Annotated in this window: 16 protein-coding genes; 10 read left to right on the forward strand and 6 right to left on the reverse strand. The window is 72.5% G+C overall.

Features of this window, described 5'->3' with window-relative positions; genetic code table 11:
- Positions 1 to 117 precede the first annotated feature (117 nt).
- Both AS857_RS11375 and AS857_RS11380 read left to right on the forward strand, forming a co-directional pair.
- A complete protein-coding gene (locus AS857_RS11375; RefSeq protein WP_144440780.1) occupies positions 118 to 1521 on the forward strand; it encodes a DUF6777 domain-containing protein in 1404 nt (467 codons plus the stop codon).
- Positions 1522 to 1601: 80 nt separating this feature from the next.
- Entirely contained in the window at positions 1602 to 2921 is a 1320-nt protein-coding gene (locus AS857_RS11380; RefSeq protein ID WP_058042991.1) for a TerD family protein, read from the forward strand.
- Positions 2922 to 2934: 13 nt separating this feature from the next.
- Here the strand turns inward: AS857_RS11380 and AS857_RS11385 are convergent, their stop codons facing one another.
- Complete coding sequence (locus AS857_RS11385) at positions 2935 to 4104, reverse strand: glycosyltransferase (protein WP_058042992.1); 1170 nt, start codon at positions 4102 to 4104, stop codon at positions 2935 to 2937.
- 134 nt (positions 4105 to 4238) lie between these two features.
- Between AS857_RS11385 and AS857_RS11390 the strand changes: the two genes are divergently transcribed.
- The 4 genes from AS857_RS11390 to cynR all read left to right on the forward strand — a co-directional run bounded on the left by AS857_RS11390 (position 4239) and on the right by cynR (position 7253).
- Positions 4239 to 5036: a glutamate racemase gene (locus AS857_RS11390; protein WP_058042993.1), complete on the forward strand. Its 798-nt coding sequence runs from the start codon at positions 4239 to 4241 to the stop codon at positions 5034 to 5036.
- A gap of 68 nt (positions 5037 to 5104) precedes the next feature.
- Entirely contained in the window at positions 5105 to 5710 is a 606-nt protein-coding gene (locus AS857_RS11395) for a hypothetical protein (RefSeq protein WP_058042994.1), read from the forward strand.
- Between the two features lie 74 nt (positions 5711 to 5784).
- Positions 5785 to 6264, forward strand: coding sequence for an NUDIX hydrolase (locus AS857_RS11400; protein WP_058042995.1), 480 nt, complete (start codon positions 5785 to 5787; stop codon positions 6262 to 6264).
- An 89-nt stretch (positions 6265 to 6353) separates the two neighbouring features.
- Entirely contained in the window at positions 6354 to 7253 is a 900-nt protein-coding gene (cynR, locus tag AS857_RS11405) for a transcriptional regulator CynR (protein ID WP_058042996.1), read from the forward strand.
- On the opposite strand, the gene AS857_RS11410 is transcribed toward cynR, so the two are convergent.
- Positions 7201 to 7929: a DedA family protein gene (locus tag AS857_RS11410; RefSeq protein WP_058042997.1), complete on the reverse strand. Its 729-nt coding sequence runs from the start codon at positions 7927 to 7929 to the stop codon at positions 7201 to 7203. The genes cynR and AS857_RS11410 overlap by 53 nt on opposite strands.
- A 78-nt stretch (positions 7930 to 8007) precedes the next feature.
- Positions 8008 to 8376 carry a hypothetical protein gene (locus AS857_RS11415; RefSeq protein WP_058042998.1) on the reverse strand — a complete coding sequence of 123 codons (369 nt, stop codon included), beginning with the start codon at positions 8374 to 8376 and terminating at the stop codon, positions 8008 to 8010.
- Between the two features lie 613 nt (positions 8377 to 8989).
- On the opposite strand from AS857_RS11415, the gene AS857_RS11420 reads away from it, so the two are divergent.
- The 3 genes from AS857_RS11420 to AS857_RS11430 all read left to right on the forward strand — a co-directional run bounded on the left by AS857_RS11420 (position 8990) and on the right by AS857_RS11430 (position 14094).
- Positions 8990 to 10342, forward strand: coding sequence for an MFS transporter (locus AS857_RS11420; protein ID WP_079110248.1), 1353 nt, complete (start codon positions 8990 to 8992; stop codon positions 10340 to 10342).
- A gap of 283 nt (positions 10343 to 10625) precedes the next feature.
- Positions 10626 to 12035, forward strand: a complete 1410-nt coding sequence (locus AS857_RS11425) for an NADP-dependent succinic semialdehyde dehydrogenase (protein ID WP_058042999.1) — start codon at positions 10626 to 10628, stop codon at positions 12033 to 12035.
- A 166-nt stretch (positions 12036 to 12201) separates the two neighbouring features.
- Positions 12202 to 14094, forward strand: a complete 1893-nt coding sequence (locus AS857_RS11430; RefSeq protein WP_058043000.1) for an ABC transporter ATP-binding protein — start codon at positions 12202 to 12204, stop codon at positions 14092 to 14094.
- 94 nt (positions 14095 to 14188) lie between these two features.
- Here the strand turns inward: AS857_RS11430 and AS857_RS11435 are convergent, their stop codons facing one another.
- The 3 genes from AS857_RS11435 to AS857_RS11445 all read right to left on the reverse strand — a co-directional run bounded on the left by AS857_RS11435 (position 14189) and on the right by AS857_RS11445 (position 18236).
- Positions 14189 to 15604, reverse strand: a complete 1416-nt coding sequence (locus AS857_RS11435) for an NAD-dependent malic enzyme (protein ID WP_058043001.1) — start codon at positions 15602 to 15604, stop codon at positions 14189 to 14191.
- Positions 15605 to 15694: 90 nt separating this feature from the next.
- Complete coding sequence (gene aspA, locus AS857_RS11440) at positions 15695 to 17131, reverse strand: aspartate ammonia-lyase (protein ID WP_058043002.1); 1437 nt, start codon at positions 17129 to 17131, stop codon at positions 15695 to 15697.
- Positions 17132 to 17216: 85 nt separating this feature from the next.
- Positions 17217 to 18236, reverse strand: coding sequence for an asparaginase (locus AS857_RS11445; RefSeq protein ID WP_058043003.1), 1020 nt, complete (start codon positions 18234 to 18236; stop codon positions 17217 to 17219).
- Between the two features lie 162 nt (positions 18237 to 18398).
- Between AS857_RS11445 and AS857_RS11450 the strand changes: the two genes are divergently transcribed.
- On the forward strand, positions 18399 to 18854 hold the full coding sequence (locus AS857_RS11450) for an Lrp/AsnC family transcriptional regulator (RefSeq protein WP_058043004.1): 456 nt from the start codon (positions 18399 to 18401) through the stop codon (positions 18852 to 18854).
- The last annotated feature ends 68 nt before the right edge of the window (positions 18855 to 18922 follow it).

Consider the following 18922-nt stretch of genomic DNA (forward strand, 5'->3'; position numbering starts at 1 on the left):
CGCCGCCGGATCCAGGCCGTCGCCCTCTTCACCGTGCCCGTGTTGATAGGCGGCGCGAGTCTCGCCGGGTGCGGTTCATCGGGGAAGAACAAAGCGGTCAAACTGGTCCTGGAAGCAGTGGGGGAAGCCGGAGCCTTCCCGTTCACCGAACACCCGGACACCGACCTGCGGAACGTCGTCTCCGCCTCCCCCGGCGGGGGCGAGTGGCAGGGCGACGCGCGGGGCGCGTTCGGCGGGGTCCAGGGCACCACGCGGTGCGACAAGGCCTCGCTGATCAAGCAGATCACCGAGGACCCCGACAAGGCCCGGGCCTGGGCGGCGGTGAAGAAGATCGACGAGGGCAGCATCGGCGAGTACATCAACAAACTCACCGAGACCTACCTGGAGTTCGACACGCTCGTCAAGAACCACGACTTCCGGGACGGCGAGGCGGCCGAATACCTGTCGGTGCTGCAGAAGGGCGTGCTCGTCCTCGTGGACGACTACACCGCGCCCGCCGTCAAGTGCAACTGCGGCAATCCGCTGGAGGAGCCGGACCGCGCGGTGGACGTGAAGGAGGCGTCGTACTCGGGCACCCGCTGGAAGTCGTTCTCCACCACGGAGGTCACCGTCATCAAGGCCCGCACCAAGGAACAGGGCCCGGTGAAGCAACTGCCGCTGGTCGACCCGTTCCAGGGCGAAAAGGCCTTCGACCGCAGCGTCGGCAGTGACGGGAGCAAGGACAGCAAGCCCTTCCGGTGGGATCCGCCGAAGACGCGCCCCACTCCGGGCACGGGCGGGACCTCGGTGCCGTCCGGCGGTCAGGGCAAGTCCTCGTCCCCGGCGGCCGGTTCGCCCGGTGCGGGTTCGCCCGGCGCGGGCTCGTCCGGCCCGGGTTCGTCCGGCGCCGGGTCCGGGGATCCGTCGGGCGGTTCCTCGGCGCAGGGAGTCCCGGGCAGCGGGTCGCCCTCGGGGGCAAGTGCCGGGTCCGGCACGGGCGGTTCGTCGCAGTCGCGCAAGCCGGGCAGCGCGGTACCCGGAACGGGTCGGCCGACGCCCTCGCGGACCAAGCCTCCGGTCACCACCCCGTCGAGGGCGGTCGTACCGCCCACGACGTCCAAGCCGGTGACGCCGACCGCCACCAGGCCGGTCGTGCCGGCCTCGCCCAAGCCCGTGACACCGACGGCGGCCAAGCCGGTGACGCCCACGGCTGCCCGCCCGGTGACGCCCACTGCGGTGAAACCGGTGACGCCCACGGCTGTGCGCCCCGTGACGCCTACCGCCGTGCGCCCTGTGACGCCCACGGCGGCAAAGCCGGTGACACCGACCGCCGCCAAGCCGGTGACCCCGACCGCAGCCAGGCCCGTAGCCCCCACGGCCGCCAAGCCCGTCGCACCCACCGCGGCCAGGCCCGTGGCGCCGACCGCCGCCAAGCCCGTCCCCCCGACCGCCGCCAAACCCGACGCGCCCACGCATCGCCCACCGGCCACCGGGCCGAAACCCCCGCCGGCCACCCACGCACCTGCACCCCAACCCTCCTGATCCACGGCAAGCAGGGACAAACGGCCGTCACGGTACGTTGTCCCTGCAAGCAAGAGGCCGTCCATATACAGGGGTGCAGCATGGGGATGATGAAAGGTGCCAATGTCCGGGTTCCGGCGCCGGCGGTGCGGGTCGAGCTGGGGTGGCACGCGGCTCCCGGGGTGCCGGACGTCGACGCCTCCGCCCTGCTGCTCGTGGGCGGCAGAGTCCGCTCGGACGCGGACCTCGTCTTCTACAACCAGGCGGTGCACCCCTCGGGCGCGGTCCGTCACGAGGGCAAGAAGCCGGCGGGAGCCGGTGTGACGACCGACAGTCTCACCGTGGACCTCGCCGCGGTCGAGCCCGCCGTCGAGACCGTGGTGCTCGCCGCCTCGGCCGACGGCGGGGCCTTCGGGCAGGTGCCCGGCCTGCACATCCGCGTCATGGACGCCTCCGCCGGTACGGAGCTCGCGCGGTTCGACAGCACCGACGCCACGGTCGAGACGGCCTTCGTCCTGGGCGAGCTCTACCGGCGCCAGGGCGAGTGGAAGTTCCGGGCGGTGGGCCAGGGCTACAGCAGCGGCCTGCAGGGCCTGGCGACCGACTTCGGCATCACCGTCGACGAGCCCCAGGCGGCCGCCGTACCGGCCCCGGCGCCCGCCCCCGCCTCGCACTCCGTCGCGGCCGCCATACCGGCGCCGCCCGTCCAGGCGCCCGCGGCGCCGCCCGTGCAGCCGGTCGCCCCGCCGCCCCCGCCCGTGGCGCCGCCCGCGCCCCAGCCGGTGCGCCTGACGAAGGTCACGCTCACCAAGGAATCGCCGACGGTCTCGCTCACCAAGCAGGGCGGCACGTCCGGTTCGCTGCGCGTCAACCTCAACTGGGGCGTGCAGAAGCAGTTCAAGGGGTGGGCCCACAAGTTCGGCAAGGCGATGGCCATGCACTCGGACCTGGACCTGGACCTCGGGTGCCTCTTCGAGCTGCGCGACGGCTCCAAGGGCGTGGTGCAGGCGCTGGGCAACTCCTTCGGGTCGCTGCACAGCCCGCCGTTCATCCAGCTCGACGGCGACGACCGCACGGGCGCGGTCGAGGCCGGTGAGAACCTCACCGTCAACCTCGACCACATCGCCGACTTCCGGCGCATCCTCGTCTTCGTGACGATCTACGAGGGCGCCCGGAGCTTCGCCGGGCTCCACGCCACGGTCACGCTGCAGCCGCAGCACGGCGCCCCCGTCGACTTCTCGCTCGACGAGTGCACCGTGCTCTCCAACGTCTGCGCGCTGGCCCTCATCACCAACAACAACGGGGACCTCGTCGTCCAGCGCGAGGCCCGCTACCTGGTGCCGGACCGCGGAGTCAGCCCGCAGCGCACGCTCGACCACGCGTACGGCTGGGGCATGAACTGGACGCCGGGCCGCAAGTGACCGGCGGGGGCGCTCAGGGCGTGGCCTCGGGGCGGGCGTACGTCCGCCCCTTCCAGGCCGCGCCCCGGCCCCGGTAGTGCTGGACCGCGGAGTCCACGGTCATCAGCAGGTAGAGCAGGGCGGTGAACGGCAGCAGGGGCGCCAGCACGAGGGGCTGCCGGTAGTAGCGGAGCATCGGCACGTAGGTGCCGGCCATCACCGCCCAGGCGGCGGCCCCTGCCGCCGGCAGGAGGGTCTCGCCGGTCAGGGCGCCCGCCACGACGGCCACCGGCGGCGCCAGGTAGACCACGGCCAGTCCGGCGACCGTCCCGGCCAGCAGCAGGAGATTGTGGCGCAGCTGTGCGTACGCGCTGCGGGAGACCATCCGCCACAGCTGCCCCAGGCGCGGGTACGGGCGCACGCTGTCCACGCGGTCCGCGAGGCCCAGCCAGATCCGGCCGCCCGTGCGCCGTACGGCCCGCGCGAGCGTCACGTCGTCGATCACGGCCTGGCGGATGCTGTCGGGGACGCCGGCCCGCTCGGCCGCCTCGCGGCGCAGGAGGACGCAGCCGCCGGCGGCCGCGGTCGTCCGCGCGCCCGGCCGGTTGATCCACCGGAACGGGTACAGCTGTGCGAAGAAGTAGACGAAGGCCGGCACGATCAGCCGCTCCCAGACGGTCGCCACGCGTAGCCGGGCCATCTGCGAGACGAGGTCCAGGCCGCCCGACCGGGCCGCCGAGACGAGCTCGCGCAGGCTGTCCGGGGCGTGGGCGATGTCGGCGTCGGTGAGCAGCAGGTACTCGGCGTCGGTGCGGGCGCGGGCGAGCGCCATGCCGTGCCGCACCGCCCACAGCTTCCCCGTCCAGCCCGGCCCGGGCTCCCCCGGGGAGTCCACGGTCAGCGGCAGACCGCCGTGCTCCGCCGCCAGGGCCCGGGCCAGGTCGCCGGTGCCGTCGGAGCTGCCGTCGTCCACCAGGAAGACCTCGGCCCGGCCCGGGTAGTCCTGGGCGAGCAGGGAGGGGAGGCTGGAGGGGAGGACTTCGGCCTCGTCCCGGGCGGGCACCACGATCGCGACCGACGGCCATTGCGCGGGCGGTGTGCGCCCGGGCAGCCTGACGTCCGTCCGCCAGAAGAAGCCCTGGCCCAGCAGCAGCCACACCCACGCGGCCAGGGAACCCACAGTGATCCAAGTCAGCGCGCTCATCCGCTGAAGTCTGCCGCACACGAGGCTTTCGTTCCGGGAAACGGAGCGAACCCGGCCCGGGCGGACCGGCCGTTCGTGGCCGGGTGTGGCGCCCGGCGGGCCGTCCGCCTCCGGCCATCGATTAAAGTGATCGGGTGAAGATCGCGCTCATGGACTCCGGCAACGGGCTGCTGGCGGCGGCCGCCACTGTGCACCGGCTGCGGCCCGATGCCGATCTGGTCCTGTCCTCCGACCCCGCCAGCATGCCGTGGGGACCCCGTACGACCGAGGACATCATCGCGCGCGCCCTGGGCTGTGCCCGGGCCGCGGCCGCCCAGGGCCCCGACGCGCTGATCGTCGCCTGCAACACCGCCTCGGTGTACGCGCTGGCGGCGATAAGGGCGGAGCTGGAGCCGGAGCTGCCGGTCATCGGCACCGTGCCCGCGATCAAGCCCGCTGCGGCGGCCGGCGGCCCCGTGGCGATCTGGGCCACCCCGGCCACCACCGGCAGCCCGTACCAGCGCGGCCTGATCCGGGACTTCGCGGCCGGCGTCGAGGTCACGGAGGTGCCCTGCCCGGGCCTGGCGGACGCCGTCCAGCACGCCGACCTGGCGGCCGCGGACGCGGCGATCGCCGCGGCGGCTGCGCTCACGCCCCGCAATGTAAGAGGCGTCGTCCTGGGCTGCACCCATTACGAGCTCGTCGCGGAGCGTATCCGCGCGGCCGTCGAGTCCCGGCTGTCGCCGGCGGTGCCGCACCTGACGCTGTACGGGTCGGCGGAGGCCGTCGCGGCCCAGGCGCTGCGCCGGATCGGGGCCGCTCCCGCCCCCGACGCCGAGCCGTCGGGGCGCCTGACGGTGCTGCTCGGCGGCCGTGAGGGCGCCATGGAGGCGGCCTCCCTGACCTACCCCGAGGGACGCTCCCTCCTCGAGGCCGCCGCCGTGCGTCCCTGACCACCCGATCCGGTGCGGTCCGCGCATCACCCCTGCCGTGGTGGCGGAAGGTGAGTAGGCTGCGTGGTATGAGGGACCATTCCACGGGCCCGCAGGGCCACGAGGGCGACGAGAAGACGGACGCGGCCGGACCCCCTTCCCCGGCCGACGACGCCGAGGACCTCGCCGTCTGGACCGGTCGTGCGACGAACCGCGTCCAGTGGCTGCTCGCCGCGGCCGGCGCAGCCTGCCTGGCGCTCGGCGTCGAGCTGGCCGTCGACAGCGCATGGAGCTCGGGTCTGGCCCCTCTCGTCATGGCGGTCGTCGGCTGCGTCGCGGCGGGGCTGCTGATGCTCTACGGCACGCTGGCGTTCGTCCATGTGGCCGTACGGGTCGACAAGGAAGCGCTGGAGGTGCGCTGCGGGCACATCGGAGTGCCGCGCACCCGCATCCTGCTCGCCCATGTGGTCGATGCCGACTTCGCCCCCCGTGTCACGCCGCGGCAGTGGGGCGGCTGGGGCTATCGCTGGCGCCCGGAGAAGGGCACGGCCGTCGTGGTGCGGCGCGGCGAGGGGTTCGTGCTGCGCCTGGGCGATGGGCGGACGTTCACGGTCACGGTCGACGACGCAGAGTCCGCCGTACGGGTGATCCGTCAGGCCCTGCGGCTCGCCCCTGGGCGCAAGGCTCCGGCCTGACCTGGGGTTTTTCCGCCGTCCCTACCGCCACCTGGGTGAACGGCAGACCCCCGCGGCCCACTAGGCTCCTGCGTATGCCCACCCCCGACTTCATCCGGGACCTGCGCACGACCGCGGGCCATCAGCTCCTCTGGATCCCCGGCGTGAGCGCCGTGGTCCTCGACGCCGAGGGCCGTGTGCTGCTCGGCCGCCGCTCGGACAACGGGCAGTGGGCGATCATCGGCGGCATTCCCGATCCCGGCGAGCAGCCCGCTGCGGCCATCGTGCGCGAGGTGTACGAGGAGACGGCCGTCCACTGCGTGGCGGAGCGCGTGCTGGTCGTGGAGGCGCTCGATCCCGTCACCTACCCCAACGGCGATGTCTGTCAGTTCATGGACACCTGTTTCCTGTGCCGGGCGGTGGACGGCGAGGCGTGCGTCAACGACGACGAGTCCCTGGAGGTGGGCTGGTTCGAGCCGGACGCCCTGCCGCCGATGCAGGAGTTCGCGGTGCGGCGCATCAAGCACGCGGCGGAGGCCGGGGCCACTTGGTTCGCGGGGATCGGGGAGGGCTGACCGCGGCACCCGTGCTCGGCCGAGCAGCACCGATAGATGGATTCCCGCGTGATCCGTAGTCGCCATCGGTGCTGTCTATAGTTGCCCGCATGGAACTGCGCCACCTCCGGTACCTGCTGGCCGTCGCCGAGCACGCGAACTTCACCCGCGCCGCGGAGGCCCTGCACGTCTCGCAGCCGACGCTGTCGCAGCAGATCAAGCAGCTGGAGCGGTCCCTGAGGGTCCAGCTGCTCGACCGGTCCGGGCGCACCGTGCGCCTCACCGACGCGGGCGAGGCGTACACCCGGTACGCCCGCCACGCCCTGCAGGACCTCGCGGCGGGCGAGCGCGCGGTGCTGGACGTGCAGGACCTCTCGCGCGGAAGCCTGCGGCTGGCCGTGACGCCGACGTTCACCGCGTATCTGATCGGGCCGCTCGTGGCGGAGTTCCACGCCCGGCACGCGGGGATCGCGCTGGACCTCCGCGAGATGGCGCAGGACCGGATCGAAGCGGCTCTCCTGGCCGACGAGCTGGACCTGGGCATCGCGTTCAGCGGGGCGCATCTGCCGGGGGTCGCCGGCACCGACCTGTTCACCGAGACGCTCGGCCTCGTCGTCGGCCCGGATCACCCCTGCGCCGGCCGGAGCGAGCCGTTGCCGGTGGCCGGGCTCGGTGACCATCCGCTGGCCCTGCTCAGCCGCGACTTTGCGACCCGGGGGCACATCGACGCCTTCCTCGCCGAGCACGGCGTCACGCCGCGCATCGCCGTCGAAGCGAACTCGATCAACGCGCTCGCCGAGATCGTCGGCAGGAGCGCGCTGGCGACCGTGCTGCCCGAGGCCATCACCCGCGGGCCGTGGCGGCTGCACCCCGTGCCGGTCGCGCCGCCGCTTCCGGCGCGCACGGTCACGCTGCTGTGCCGGGAGGCGGGCTACCGGAGCGCCGCGGCGCGGGCGTTCACGGCTCTTGCCGGGCGCTGGGTGCGGGAGCAGGGCTGGTCTCCGGCGTGACGGCCCGGCGCCGCCCGCGGCTGCGCAGCAGTTCGAGGGCGACGGGCAGCAGCGACAGCGCGACGACCGCGCCGACGACGGGCAGCAGGTAGCGGTCGATGTCGGGCACGACCGAGCCCAGCCCGTAGCCCGCGAGGACGAGGCCCACGGTCCACACCAGGCCGCCGGTCACCTGCCAGAGGGCGAAGGTGCGGGGCGCGACGCCCAGGGCCCCGGCGAGGGGGTTGAGGACGGTGCGCACGACGGGGACGAAGCGGGCGAGGACGATGGCGCGCGCGTGCCCGTAGCGGGCGAGCAGTTCCTCGGCCCGCTCGGCGCCCTCGTGCAGCTTGCGGCTGCGGGAGCGGGTCAGCAGCGCCCGGCCGCCGCGCCGTCCGAGGACGTAGCCGACCTGGGCGCCGGCGAGGGCGCCGGCCACGGATGCGGCCAGCACCTGGATGAGGTCCAGGTGCGGTCCGGAGTGGGCCCCGCTGCGGGCGAGCAGTCCGGCGGTGAAGAGCAGGGAGTCCCCGGGGAGGAAGAAGCCGATCAGCAGGCCGGTCTCGGCGAACATCACCACGGCGATGCCGAGGGCGCCGAAGGCGGTCAGCAGGGAGGAGGCGTCGAGGAGGTTGACCGCCAGACCGGTGGTCAGGTCGGCGGCGGGCGAAGCGGGCACGAGGGCGTGGCCTCCCATGATCGGGTTCGGGGCGGTGGCCCCGCCGCCCGCGGCCCTGCGGACGGCGGACGAGACTGTAGACGATGCACCGGCCCGTTACGGGTGCATGCCACTCGCCCGGGCGATGGCGTCGACCTCGCGCCGGTCGTGGTCGCCGGAGCCCGCGCCGCCCGGCGGTCCGGAGTCCGCGGAGGTGCCGTGGGTGCCGACGACGACGTGCATGCCGTGCGGCCCGAGGAATCCGGCGAGCCTGGTGAGGACCCGGCCGAACTCGGGTGTGAACAACTCTTTTTCGCGTGGGGAGAAGGGAATGTCGACCCCGCGCTCCCGGTGCACGATCGCCTCGTTGAAGCCCTTCAGAATCCGCAGCAGCAGTGCGTAGGACTCCGGGTCGAGGCTCGTCTGGAGCTCGGCCAGGTAGAGCGCGAACTGCTTGGTGCGCTCCAAGAAGTTCCGGTCGTTCATACGGACATCGTCGCGAAGTTGCCCGCGGCACGTGGGTCTTTCGGCATCTTCGGGCGGGCTGTGGTCTGAAGAATGGATTCGGCGGAGAATCCGTGTTCTGTTTACGGGAATTCAGTCGCGGTTTTCACCCGTGCGGGGGAATGCCGGTTGCCCCGGGGGAGTGGCGGGCCGGGACCCGGGGATCCGGGGGCCGGCGGAAGGAGTGCCGGCGCGGTGGCACGGGTTCGGCCAGTATGCCGTCGCGTGCTCGCCGAGGCCGTCCGTCCCGTGAACGGAATAACGGGGCACGAGAGTTCCAGCTCTCGAAGGAAGAGCCGGGCGCAATTTCCTTGTGCCGGTGTGCTCCGGGCGCTGCCACCGCCCGGAATCTCACCCTGTTGATAACAGGTCGGCTTTGCTAACGTATCGCTGAGTACCCTTCCGAGCGCGGCCGGGGAGCTGCCGGGCACAAGTCGACCCAAGCATATGATCGGCCGCTCCGCCAAGTCACCGAGTGCGTCTGCTCCCGTGCGTGGGAACCCGGGCTGACAAGCCATTCGCTGGGGCGTACCGGCCTGCGACCGGGGCCGGAACCCATGATGTCCCCTCGCTCGGGCTGACTGCAGGGACGCACATGAGAACTCTTCGGGCGGTCCGCGAGTGCCCTCTCGCATTGCGATTGCTATTCATCAACCAGTGCGGCATCGACGCCGGTTTCTATCTGCTGATTCCCTTTCTGGCGACCTATATCGGGCATGATCTCGGAATGTCGGCGGCCGTCGTCGGACTGGTCCTCGGAGTGCGCAACCTCAGCCAGCAGGGCATGTACATCATCGGCGGCACCGCGGCCGACCGGCTCGGGCCGCGCGTGGTCATCATCGCCGGGTGCGCGCTGCGGACCGTGGGCTTCACGCTCTTCTCCTTCGGCAACTCCCTGCCCCTGCTGCTCGCCGCCTCCGGCATCAGCGGTCTCGCCGCCGCGCTCTTCTACCCTGCCGTGCGCTCCTACGTCTCGCACGAGTCGGGCGAGCGGAAGGCCGAGGCATTCGCCCTGCTCAACGTCTTCGCGACCATCGGCTCGCTCGTCGGGCTGCTCGCGGGCAGCGTGCTCTACCTGACCGACTTCCGGATCTGCGCCCTCACGGCGGCCGGGCTGTTCGCGGTACTGACGGTCGCTCAGGCGTTCGTGCTCCCGGCGCGCGAGGTCGACGCGGAGCACGATCCCATCCTGCGGGAGTTGCGCGAGGTGCTCGGCAACCGCCGGTTCCTGTGCTTCGCCTTCGCCACCACCGGCATGTTCATCATGGAGAACCAGCTCTACATGCTGCTGCCGGACGGTGCGCAGCAGGCGTCGGGCTGGGGCGGGGCGGAAGCGTTGCTGCTGAGCGCCGGGGCGGTCGCCAACCTGCTGTTCCAGTTCCGGATCACCCGGAGCCTGGAGCAGCGCGGCGGCGGCATGCGCTGGGTGGGGGCCGGGATCGCCGTCATAGGGCTCGGCTTCGTCCCGCCGCTGCTGGTGTGCGACGCGGCGCCGCCGGAGGGCGCGGGCGACGTGGTGCCGCGGCTCCTGGTCATGATCTCGGCCTCGCTGCTGCTGTACTTCGGCGGGATGGTCGCCTATCCGCCGGTGCTGGGGCTGATCCCGCGGTTCGGCCGCGAGCGGCTGACGGGGACGTACTTCGGCCTGTTCTACGTGCTCTCCGGGGCGACGGCGGCCGGCGGGAACGCCGTGATCGGCTGGGTGATGGACGTCGGCGAACGGACCGGGCGGGCCTGGCTGCCGTGGGTGTCGTGCCTGGCGTTCGGGCTGGCCTCCGGCTGCGCCGTGGCCTGGATGTACCGCTGCCGTGCGCTGCCGTGCCCGTACCCGGCGGCCGGGGGCGCAGGGGCGGAGAGCGGGGCGGGTGCCGGGGCGCAGGAGGCGATGCGGATGCTGCCCGGTCAGCAGCGGGTCGCGGACGATGCGGGGGAGCGCAGGACGGGGTGAGGGCACAGGGCGGGTGAGGGCGTAGGACGGGGTGAGAGCCGTAGGGCGGGGTGAAGGCGCGTAGGACGGGGTGAGAGCCGTAGGGCGGCGGTGAGGTCCGTACCGCCGAGCGGGTCCTCACCGGATGGGTCAAACGGTTCCCGCCGCCGGATTGACCCGCGCCCGGCGTGGTACAGGACGGAGGGGGCACGCCCCCGGGGTACGTACGCCCCTGGGTGCGCCCCCGGGCACGTCCCCGTCGAGGCGCACAGTGGTCGAGGCATCGAGCTTGAGGAGGGCACCCATGCCCATCGCAACGGTGAACCCCGCGAACGGCGAGACGCTCAGGACGTTCGAGGAGATGGGAGCCGAGGAGATCGAGCAGTGCCTGGCCACGGCCGCTTCGGCGTTCCGCGGCTACCGCACCTCGGACCCGGCCGAGCGGGCCCGCCTGCTGAACCGGGCCGCGGACCTCCTGGAGCAGGACCGGGACGCCGTCGCCCGCACCATGACCACCGAGATGGGCAAGCCGCTCGCCGCGGCCCGCGCGGAGGCGGCGAAGTGTGTGAAGGCCATGCGCTGGTACGCCGGGAACGCGGAGGAACTGCTGGCGGACGAGCGTCCGCCGCAGCCCGAGGTCGACGACTCCGGGGCCTCGCTCGCCCGCGTCCGCTACCGCCCGCTGGGCGTGGTCCTCGCCGTCATGCCGTGGAACTTCCCGCTGTGGCAGGTGATCCGCTTCGCCGCCCCCGCCCTCATGGCCGGCAACGTGGGCCTGCTCAAGCACGCCTCGAACGTGCCGCAGACCGCGCTCTACCTCGGCGACCTCTTCCGCCGCGCGGGCTTTCCCGAGGGCTGCTTCCAGACCCTGCTCGTGGGCTCCCGCGCCGTCGAGGGCATCCTGCGCGACCCCAGGGTCGCCGCGGCGACGCTCACCGGCAGCGAGCCCGCCGGGCGCTCGGTCGCGTCGATCGCCGGTGACGAGGTGAAGAAGACCGTCCTCGAACTGGGCGGCAGCGACCCGTATGTCGTGATGCCGTCGGCCGACCTCGACCGCGCCGTGCGGACCGCCGTCACGGCCCGCGTCCAGAACAACGGCCAGTCGTGCATCGCCGCCAAGCGCTTCATCGTCCACGCCGATGTCCACGACGCCTTCCTCGAACGCTTCGCCGCCCGGATGGCCGCGCTGACCGTCGGCGACCCCATGGAGGAGACCACCGACGTCGGCCCCCTGGCCAGCGAGCAGGGCCGCGCCGACCTCGAGGAGCTCGTGGACGACGCGGTACGGCGCGGCGCGACGGCCCTGTGCGGGGGCGGGCGGCCCAAGGAACACCCGAAGGGCTGGTTCTACGAGCCGACGGTCCTCACCGGCATCACCCCCGACATGCGCATCCACCGCGAGGAGGCCTTCGGCCCGGTGGCGACCGTCTACCGCGTGGCGGACGTCGACGAGGCCGTCGACCTGGCCAACGACACCCCCTTCGGCCTGAGTTCGAACGTCTGGACAAGGGACGAGGCGGAACAGGAGCGCTTCGCCCGCGACATCGAGGCGGGCGGCGTCTTCTTCAACGGCATGACGGCCTCCCACCCCGCCCTGCCCTTCGGCGGCGTCAAGCGCTCGGGCTACGGCCGCGAGCTGTCGGGCCACGGCATCAAGGAGTTCTGCAACGTGACGACGGTGTGGCACGGGAAGGAGCCGGCGGGAGGGGCGTAAGGAGGCGTGAGGAGGCGTGAGGGACGGGCCTGAAGGGGGCTTCCCGGGGAGCGCCTTCCGAGGCGGGAGCGGGGCGCCGCACGCCGGGGCGTCACGCGGCGCTTGATATCAAGTTTGGTTGAGGTTCTAGCGTGTCAGGCATACGACGACACCGAGGAGCCCCCCCATGAGCATGGAAATCACCGCCTGGAACTCGCTGCACAGCGCGATGAACGCCAAGGACGCCCGGGGGCCCTTCTCCCGGGCCACGCTGCGCCGCATCGGCGGCTTCGCGCGGCCGCACCGCAGGAGAATCGGGCAGTTCCTGTTCCTGAGCGTGGCCATGGCGCTGCTGGCCGTGGCCACGCCGATCCTGGCCGGGCGGGTGGTCGGCGCCATCGTCAAGGGCGGCGACTCCGGCACCGTCACCCGGCTCGCGCTCCTCATCGCCGTGATCGCCGTCGCCGAGGCGGGCCTGGGGCTGCTCACGCGCTGGCTCTCCGCCACCCTCGGCGAGGGGCTGATCCTCGACCTGCGGACCGCCGTCTTCGACCACGTCCAGCGGATGCCGGTCGCCTTCTTCACCCGTACCCGCACCGGCGCCCTGGTCAGCCGGCTCAACAACGACGTCATCGGCGCCCAGCGCGCCTTCAGCAACACCCTCTCCGGCGTCGTCTCCAACACCGTCACCCTGCTCCTGACGCTCGGCGTGATGCTCAGCATCTCCTGGCAGATCACGCTGCTCGCCCTCGTCCTGCTGCCCGTGTTCGTCCTGCCCGCCCGGAGGATGGGCTCGCGCATGGCCGGGCTGCAGCGCGAGGCCGCCCACCACAACGCCGCCATGAGCAACCAGATGACCGAGCGGTTCTCCGCGCCCGGCGCCACCCTCGTCAAGCTGTTCGGGCGGCCCGCGGAGGAGTCGGCCGAGTTCGCCTCCCGTGCCCGCGCGGTGCGTGACATCGGCGTACGCACCGCCATGGCCCAGTCGGCGTTCATCACCGCCCTCACGCTCGTCTCCGCCCTGGCACTGGCCCTGGTCTACGGACTCGGCGGCTTCTACGCGCTGCACGGCCGGCTGGAGCCGGGGGCCGTCGTCGCGCTCGCCCTGCTCCTCACCCGCCTCTACGCCCCGCTGACCGCCCTCGCCGGTGCCCGCGTCGAGGTGATGAGCGCCCTCGTCAGCTTCGAGCGCGTCTTCGAGATCCTCGACCTCAAGCCGCTGATCGCCGAGAAGCCGGACGCCCGGCGGGTGCCGGACGGGCCGGTCTCGGTCGAGTTCGACGACGTCCGGTTCGGCTACCCGGCCGCAGACAAGGTCTCCCTCGCCTCCCTGGAGGACGTCGCCGGCCTGGACACCCGCGGCGGCACCGAGGTCCTGCACGGCATCTCCTTCCGCGCCGAGCCGGGCCGGATGGTGGCCCTGGTCGGCTCCTCCGGCGCGGGGAAGTCGACCATCGCCCAGCTGCTGCCCCGGCTCTACGACACCGACGCCGGATCCGTACGCCTCGGCGGCGTCGACGTCCGCGACCTGAGCGCCGAGTCCGTCCGCGAGACGCTCGGCATGGTCACCCAGGACGGCCACCTCTTCCACGACACCGTCCGCGCCAACCTGCTCCTCGCCCGGCCGGAGGCCACCGAGGAGGAGGTCTGGGACGCGCTGCGGCGGGCCCGGCTCGAAGGGCTCGTGGCCTCCCTGCCCGACGGCCTGGACACGGTCGTCGGCGAGCGCGGCTACCGCCTCTCCGGCGGCGAGCGGCAGCGGCTGACCATCGCCCGCCTGCTGCTGGCCCGCCAGCGCGTCGTCATCCTCGACGAGGCGACCGCCCACCTCGACTCCACCTCCGAGGCCGCCGTCCAGGAGGCGCTGGCCGAGGCCCTGGAGGGCCGTACCGCCGTGGTGATCGCCCACCGGCTGTCCACCGTGCGGGCGGCCGACCTCATCCTCGTCGTCGAGGACGGCCGGGTCGTCGAACGCGGCACCCACGGCGAGCTGCTGGCCGCGGGCGGACGCTACGAGGAGCTGTACCGCACGCAGTTCGCTCGCGCGCAGGCGGACGGGGAGGCGGAGCCCGTCCGCTGACCGGCGGCGCCGGGCAGCCCACTTGCCGAACGAGCGGCCTCCCGGCCGGCGGAATGCCGGCCGGGAGGCCGCTCGTTTCATGTGGGACGCGCCGCTACTCGCCCTGGCGGAGCGTCAGGGCCGCGCGCTTGACGGCTGCGGCGACGGATTCCGTGGCCTTCGGGTTGAAGACGCTGGGGATGATGTAGTTCGCGTTGAGTTCGTCCTCGGCGACGACGTCGGCGAGGGCGCGGGCGGCGGCGAGCATCATGTCGGTGTTGACCGTGCGGGACTGGGCGTCGAGGAGTCCGCGGAAGACGCCGGGGAAGACCAGGACGTTGTTGATCTGGTTGGGGAAGTCGGAGCGGCCGGTGGCGACGACGGCGGCGGTCTTGCGGGCGATGCCGGGTTCGACCTCGGGGTCGGGGTTGGCGAGCGCGAAGACGATGGCGTTGTCGGCCATGGCGGCGACGTCGTCACCGCCCAGGACGTTGGGGGCGGAGACGCCGATGAAGACGTCGGCGCCGCGCACGGCTTCCTTGAGGGTGCCGGTGATGCCTTCGGGGTTGGTGTTGTCGGCGATCCAGCGCAGGGCGGTTTCGGGGCCGGCGTCGACGAGGTCGGGGCGTGCGGCGTGGACGACGCCGTGGATGTCGGCGACGACGGCGTGCTTGACGCCGGCGGCGATCAGGAGCTTGAGGATGGCCGTTCCGGCGGCGCCTGCGCCGGACATGACGACGCGTACGTCGCCGATGGCCTTGCCGACCACGCGCAGGGCGTTGGTGAGGGCGGCGAGGACGACGATGGCGGTGCCGTGCTGGTCGTCGTGGAAGACGGGGATGTCGAGGGCTTCGCGCAGGCGGGCTTCGATCTCGAAGCAGCGGGGGGCGGAGATGTCCTCGAGGTTGATGCCGGCGAAGCCGGGGGCGATGGCCTTGACGATCTCGACGATGGCGTCGGAGTCCTGGGTGTCCAGGCAGATCGGCCAGGCGTCGATGCCCGCGAAGCGTTTGAAGAGCGCGGCCTTGCCCTCCATCACCGGCAGCGCGGCCTTGGGGCCGATGTTGCCCAGGCCCAGCACCGCGGAGCCGTCGGTGACCACGGCGACGCTGTTGCGCTTGATGGTCAGGCGGCGGGCGTCCTCGGGGTTCTCGGCGATGGCCATGCACACGCGGGCGACGCCGGGGGTGTAGATCATGGAGAGGTCGTCGCGGTTGCGGATGGGGTGCTTGGACGCCATCTCGATCTTGCCGCCGAGGTGCATCAGGAACGTACGGTCGGAGACCTTGCCCAGGACGACGCCTTCGATGCCGCGGAGCTTCTCGACGATCTCGTCGGCGTGCTCGGTCGAGGTCGTCGCCATCGTGACGTCGATCCGCAGCTTCTCGTGACCGGAAGCGGTCACGTCGAGGCCCGTCACCGAACCGCCCGAGGATTCCACGGCCGTGGTCAGCTCACTGACCGAGGTCCCGCTCGCGGGAACCTCCAGCCGGACCGTCATCGAGTACGAGACGCTGGGCGCCGTTGCCATGGGGGTGCTTCTTCTTTCTGGTGCTGGTGGTTGCTGTGCTTGAGGGGGCCGGGGCCGGGGGACGGCCTGCCGCCGGTGGTTCCGGTGCGGTCAGGCCTCGACGGTCGCCGCGGCCCGGGTGTGGGGGCGGGCGAGGTTGTCCGGGTGGAGGATCTCCCGGAGCCGCTCCTGGGTGAGCAGGCCCTTGGCCAGGACGAGGTCGTGCACCGAGGCGCCCGTGGTCAGGGCCTCCTGGGCGACGGCGGTGGCCTGCTCGTAGCCGATGTGCGGGTTGAGCGCGGTGGCCAGGCCGATGGACTGGCCGACGAGGCGGGCCAGGTGCTCGCGGTTGGCGGTGATGCCGGTGACACAGCGCTCGGCCAGCGTCAGGCAGCCGGCGCTCAGGTGACCGATGCTCTTGAGGAGGCTGTGGGCGATGACCGGCTCGAAGGCGTTGAGCTGGAGCTGGCCGGCCTCGGCGGCGAAGGTGACGGTGACGTCGTTGCCGATGACCTCGAAGGCGATCTGGTTGACGACCTCCGGGATCACCGGGTTGACCTTGCCGGGCATGATGCTCGAACCGGCCTGTACGGGCGGCAGGTTGATCTCGGCGAGGCCGGCGCGCGGGCCGCAGGACAGCAGGCGCAGGTCGTTGCAGGTCTTGGAGAGCTTGACGGCGATCCGCTTGAGCACGCCGGAGAGCTGGACGAACGCGCCCATGTCCTGCGTGGCCTCGACGAGGTCGCCGGCGACCGCGAGCGGGATGCCGGTGATGATGCTCAGGTGGCTGCAGGCCAGACCCGGGTAGTTGGGGTGGGCGTTGAGGCCGGTGCCGATGGCCGTGCCGCCGAGGTTGATCTCGCGGATGAGGGCGCAGGCCTCGGCCAGGCGGGCGCGGTCCTCCTCCAGCATGACGGCGTAGGCGGCGAACTCCTGGCCCAGCGTCATGGGCACGGCGTCCTGCAGCTGGGTGCGGCCCATCTTCAGGATGTCCGCGAACTCCTCCGCCTTGCCGGCGAAGGCCTCGCGCAGCACGTCCATGGCCTGCAGCAGCCGCTCGGCGGCGAGCTGCAGCGCGACCTTGACGGCGGTCGGGTAGACGTCGTTCGTGCTCTGCCCGGCGTTGACGTCCTCCAGCGGGTGCAGGTGCTTGTAGTCGCCCTTGTCGTGGCCGAGGAGTTCGAGCGCGCGGTTGGCGATGACCTCGTTGGCGTTCATGTTGGTGGACGTGCCGGCGCCGCCCTGGATGACGTCGACGACGAAGTGGTCGTGCCACCGCCCGGCGCGGATCTCCTCGCAGGCCTGGACGATCGCGCCCACCTTGCGGTCGTCGAGCAGGTCCAGGTCGCGGTTGGCCAGGGCGGCGGCCTGCTTGACGGAGGCGAGGGCGGTGACGAGGTCGGGGTAGGCCGAGATGGGGGTGCCCGTGATGGGGAAGTTCTCCACGGCGCGCAGGGTGTGGATGCCGTAGTACGCGGCGGTGGGGACGTCGCGTTCGCCGAGGAGGTCGTGCTCGTTGCGGGAGGAGCCGGGGGCGGAGGCCGACATGGGGGGATCCGATCGGGGTGCGGTGGGGAAGCGGAGGGGGAACGGACCGCGGGGGAAGGAGAGAGGGGGGCCGCGGAGGAAACGTTTATGCGGATACGGGCGCGGACGCGGTTCCGGCTGCGGGGGCGGCGACGAGCTGCCGCAGCACGCGCGTCCGCTCCTCCGCGTCGGGGGAGGCCAGCGCCGCGCTGAGCACGGCGATCCGGGTCTGGCCGGCGCGGAGGGTGCCGGTCAGTACGGCTCCGGCGGCCGCGAGGTCCACGGCGCCGCCCTGGGTGTAGATCTCGGCGACGGGGCCGGAGGGCACCCGGGTGGTCAGGGCGACGAGCACGCCGCGGGAGACCGCTGCCTCGACGGCGGCGGCGACCTCGGGCGTCGCGTTGCCCGCGCCGGTGGCGACGAGGACCATGCCCTGGGCGCCCGCCTCGACGGCGGCGTTGAACAGCAGCGGGTCGGCGTCGCAGTGGTGCATGACGACGTCGATCCGCGGGAGGGGGGCGTCCGCCTGCGGCAGGGGGAGGGGCGCGGGGCGCTCGGGCTGCCGGCGGACGAGGACGCGGCCGTCCTTGACGTCGGCGACGGGGCTGCCGGACGGGTCGGCGAACGCGTCGGCGGCCAGGGTCTGCACCTTGATCGTGCCCCGGGCGGCGTGCACCTGCCCGTCGAAGGCGACCAGGACGCCCAGGCCGCGCATGGACGCCGTGTCGGCCGTCAGCAGGGCGTCGTGCAGGTTGCGCGGGCCGTCGCCGTCCGCCGCTTCGAGCGGGAGCTGGGCGCCGGTGAAGACGACCGGGCGGGGGTCGTGGTGGTGGAGGTCGACGAAGAAGGCCGACTCCTCCAGCGTGTCGGTGCCGTGCGTGACCACGATGCCGTCGACGCCGGGGTCGGCGAGGACCTCGTGCACGGTGCGCAGGAGGGCGAGCTGGTCGCGGGTGGTGAGCCGGGCGCTGTTCACGCTCATCAGGTCGACGACCCGCACGGATATGCCCGCGGGCACCGCTGCCGTGGCCAGGACGTCCCCGCCCCGCGCGTCGGCGGCGAACCCGGAGCCCTGCCAGCGGCTGGCGATCGTTCCGCCCGTGCTGATGACGACGACCTGTCCCACGTCTGCCCGCCCTTTCTGAAGATCACTGCTCTGAAACCTGAAGATCACGGCGCTCGTCCACGGGGGAGCGGCGGCCGGAGGGCAAACGATAGGACGAATCGGACGCAATTGGATCGCTGATTTGAGCGCGGAAAGCGGACGAGCGTGGTGGATAATTGCGCCATGGACGGAATCGACAGAAATATCTTGCGCGAGCTCCAGAACGACGGCCGCCTGACCATCCAGGAGCTCGCCCATCGCGTCGGTCTGACCCCCTCCCCGTGCATGCGCCGCGTCCGCCAGCTCGAACAGGACGGGGTCATCCAGGGCTACCGGGCGATCATCAATCCCGAGGCCGTGGGACGGAGCTTCGAGGTCCTCGTCTCGATCGAGGTCAAGCGCGACCGGGAGGCCGTCGAGGCCTTCGAGGCGGCGCTCCAGGACATCCCGGACGTGATCGAGGCCTACCGCCTCTTCGGCAGCCCCGGCTGCCTGCTCCGCATCGCGGTCGCCGACCTCGCCGCCTACGAGCGCCTGTGGATCGAGCGCCTCACCGCGCTCTCCGGCATCACCGAGGTCAACTCGCAGATCATCATGAAGCGGATCAAGGAGCCCCGGGGCCTGCCTGTGGGGCGCTGAGGGGGCGCCGAGGCGCTGCTGAGGGGCTCTGGGGCCGGGCCGGGTGATTCCGATCGCCCTTGAATCTC

The sequence above is a fragment of the Streptomyces roseifaciens genome, from assembly GCF_001445655.1.
GTDB classification, from domain to species: Bacteria; Actinomycetota; Actinomycetes; order Streptomycetales; family Streptomycetaceae; genus Streptomyces; species Streptomyces aureoversilis.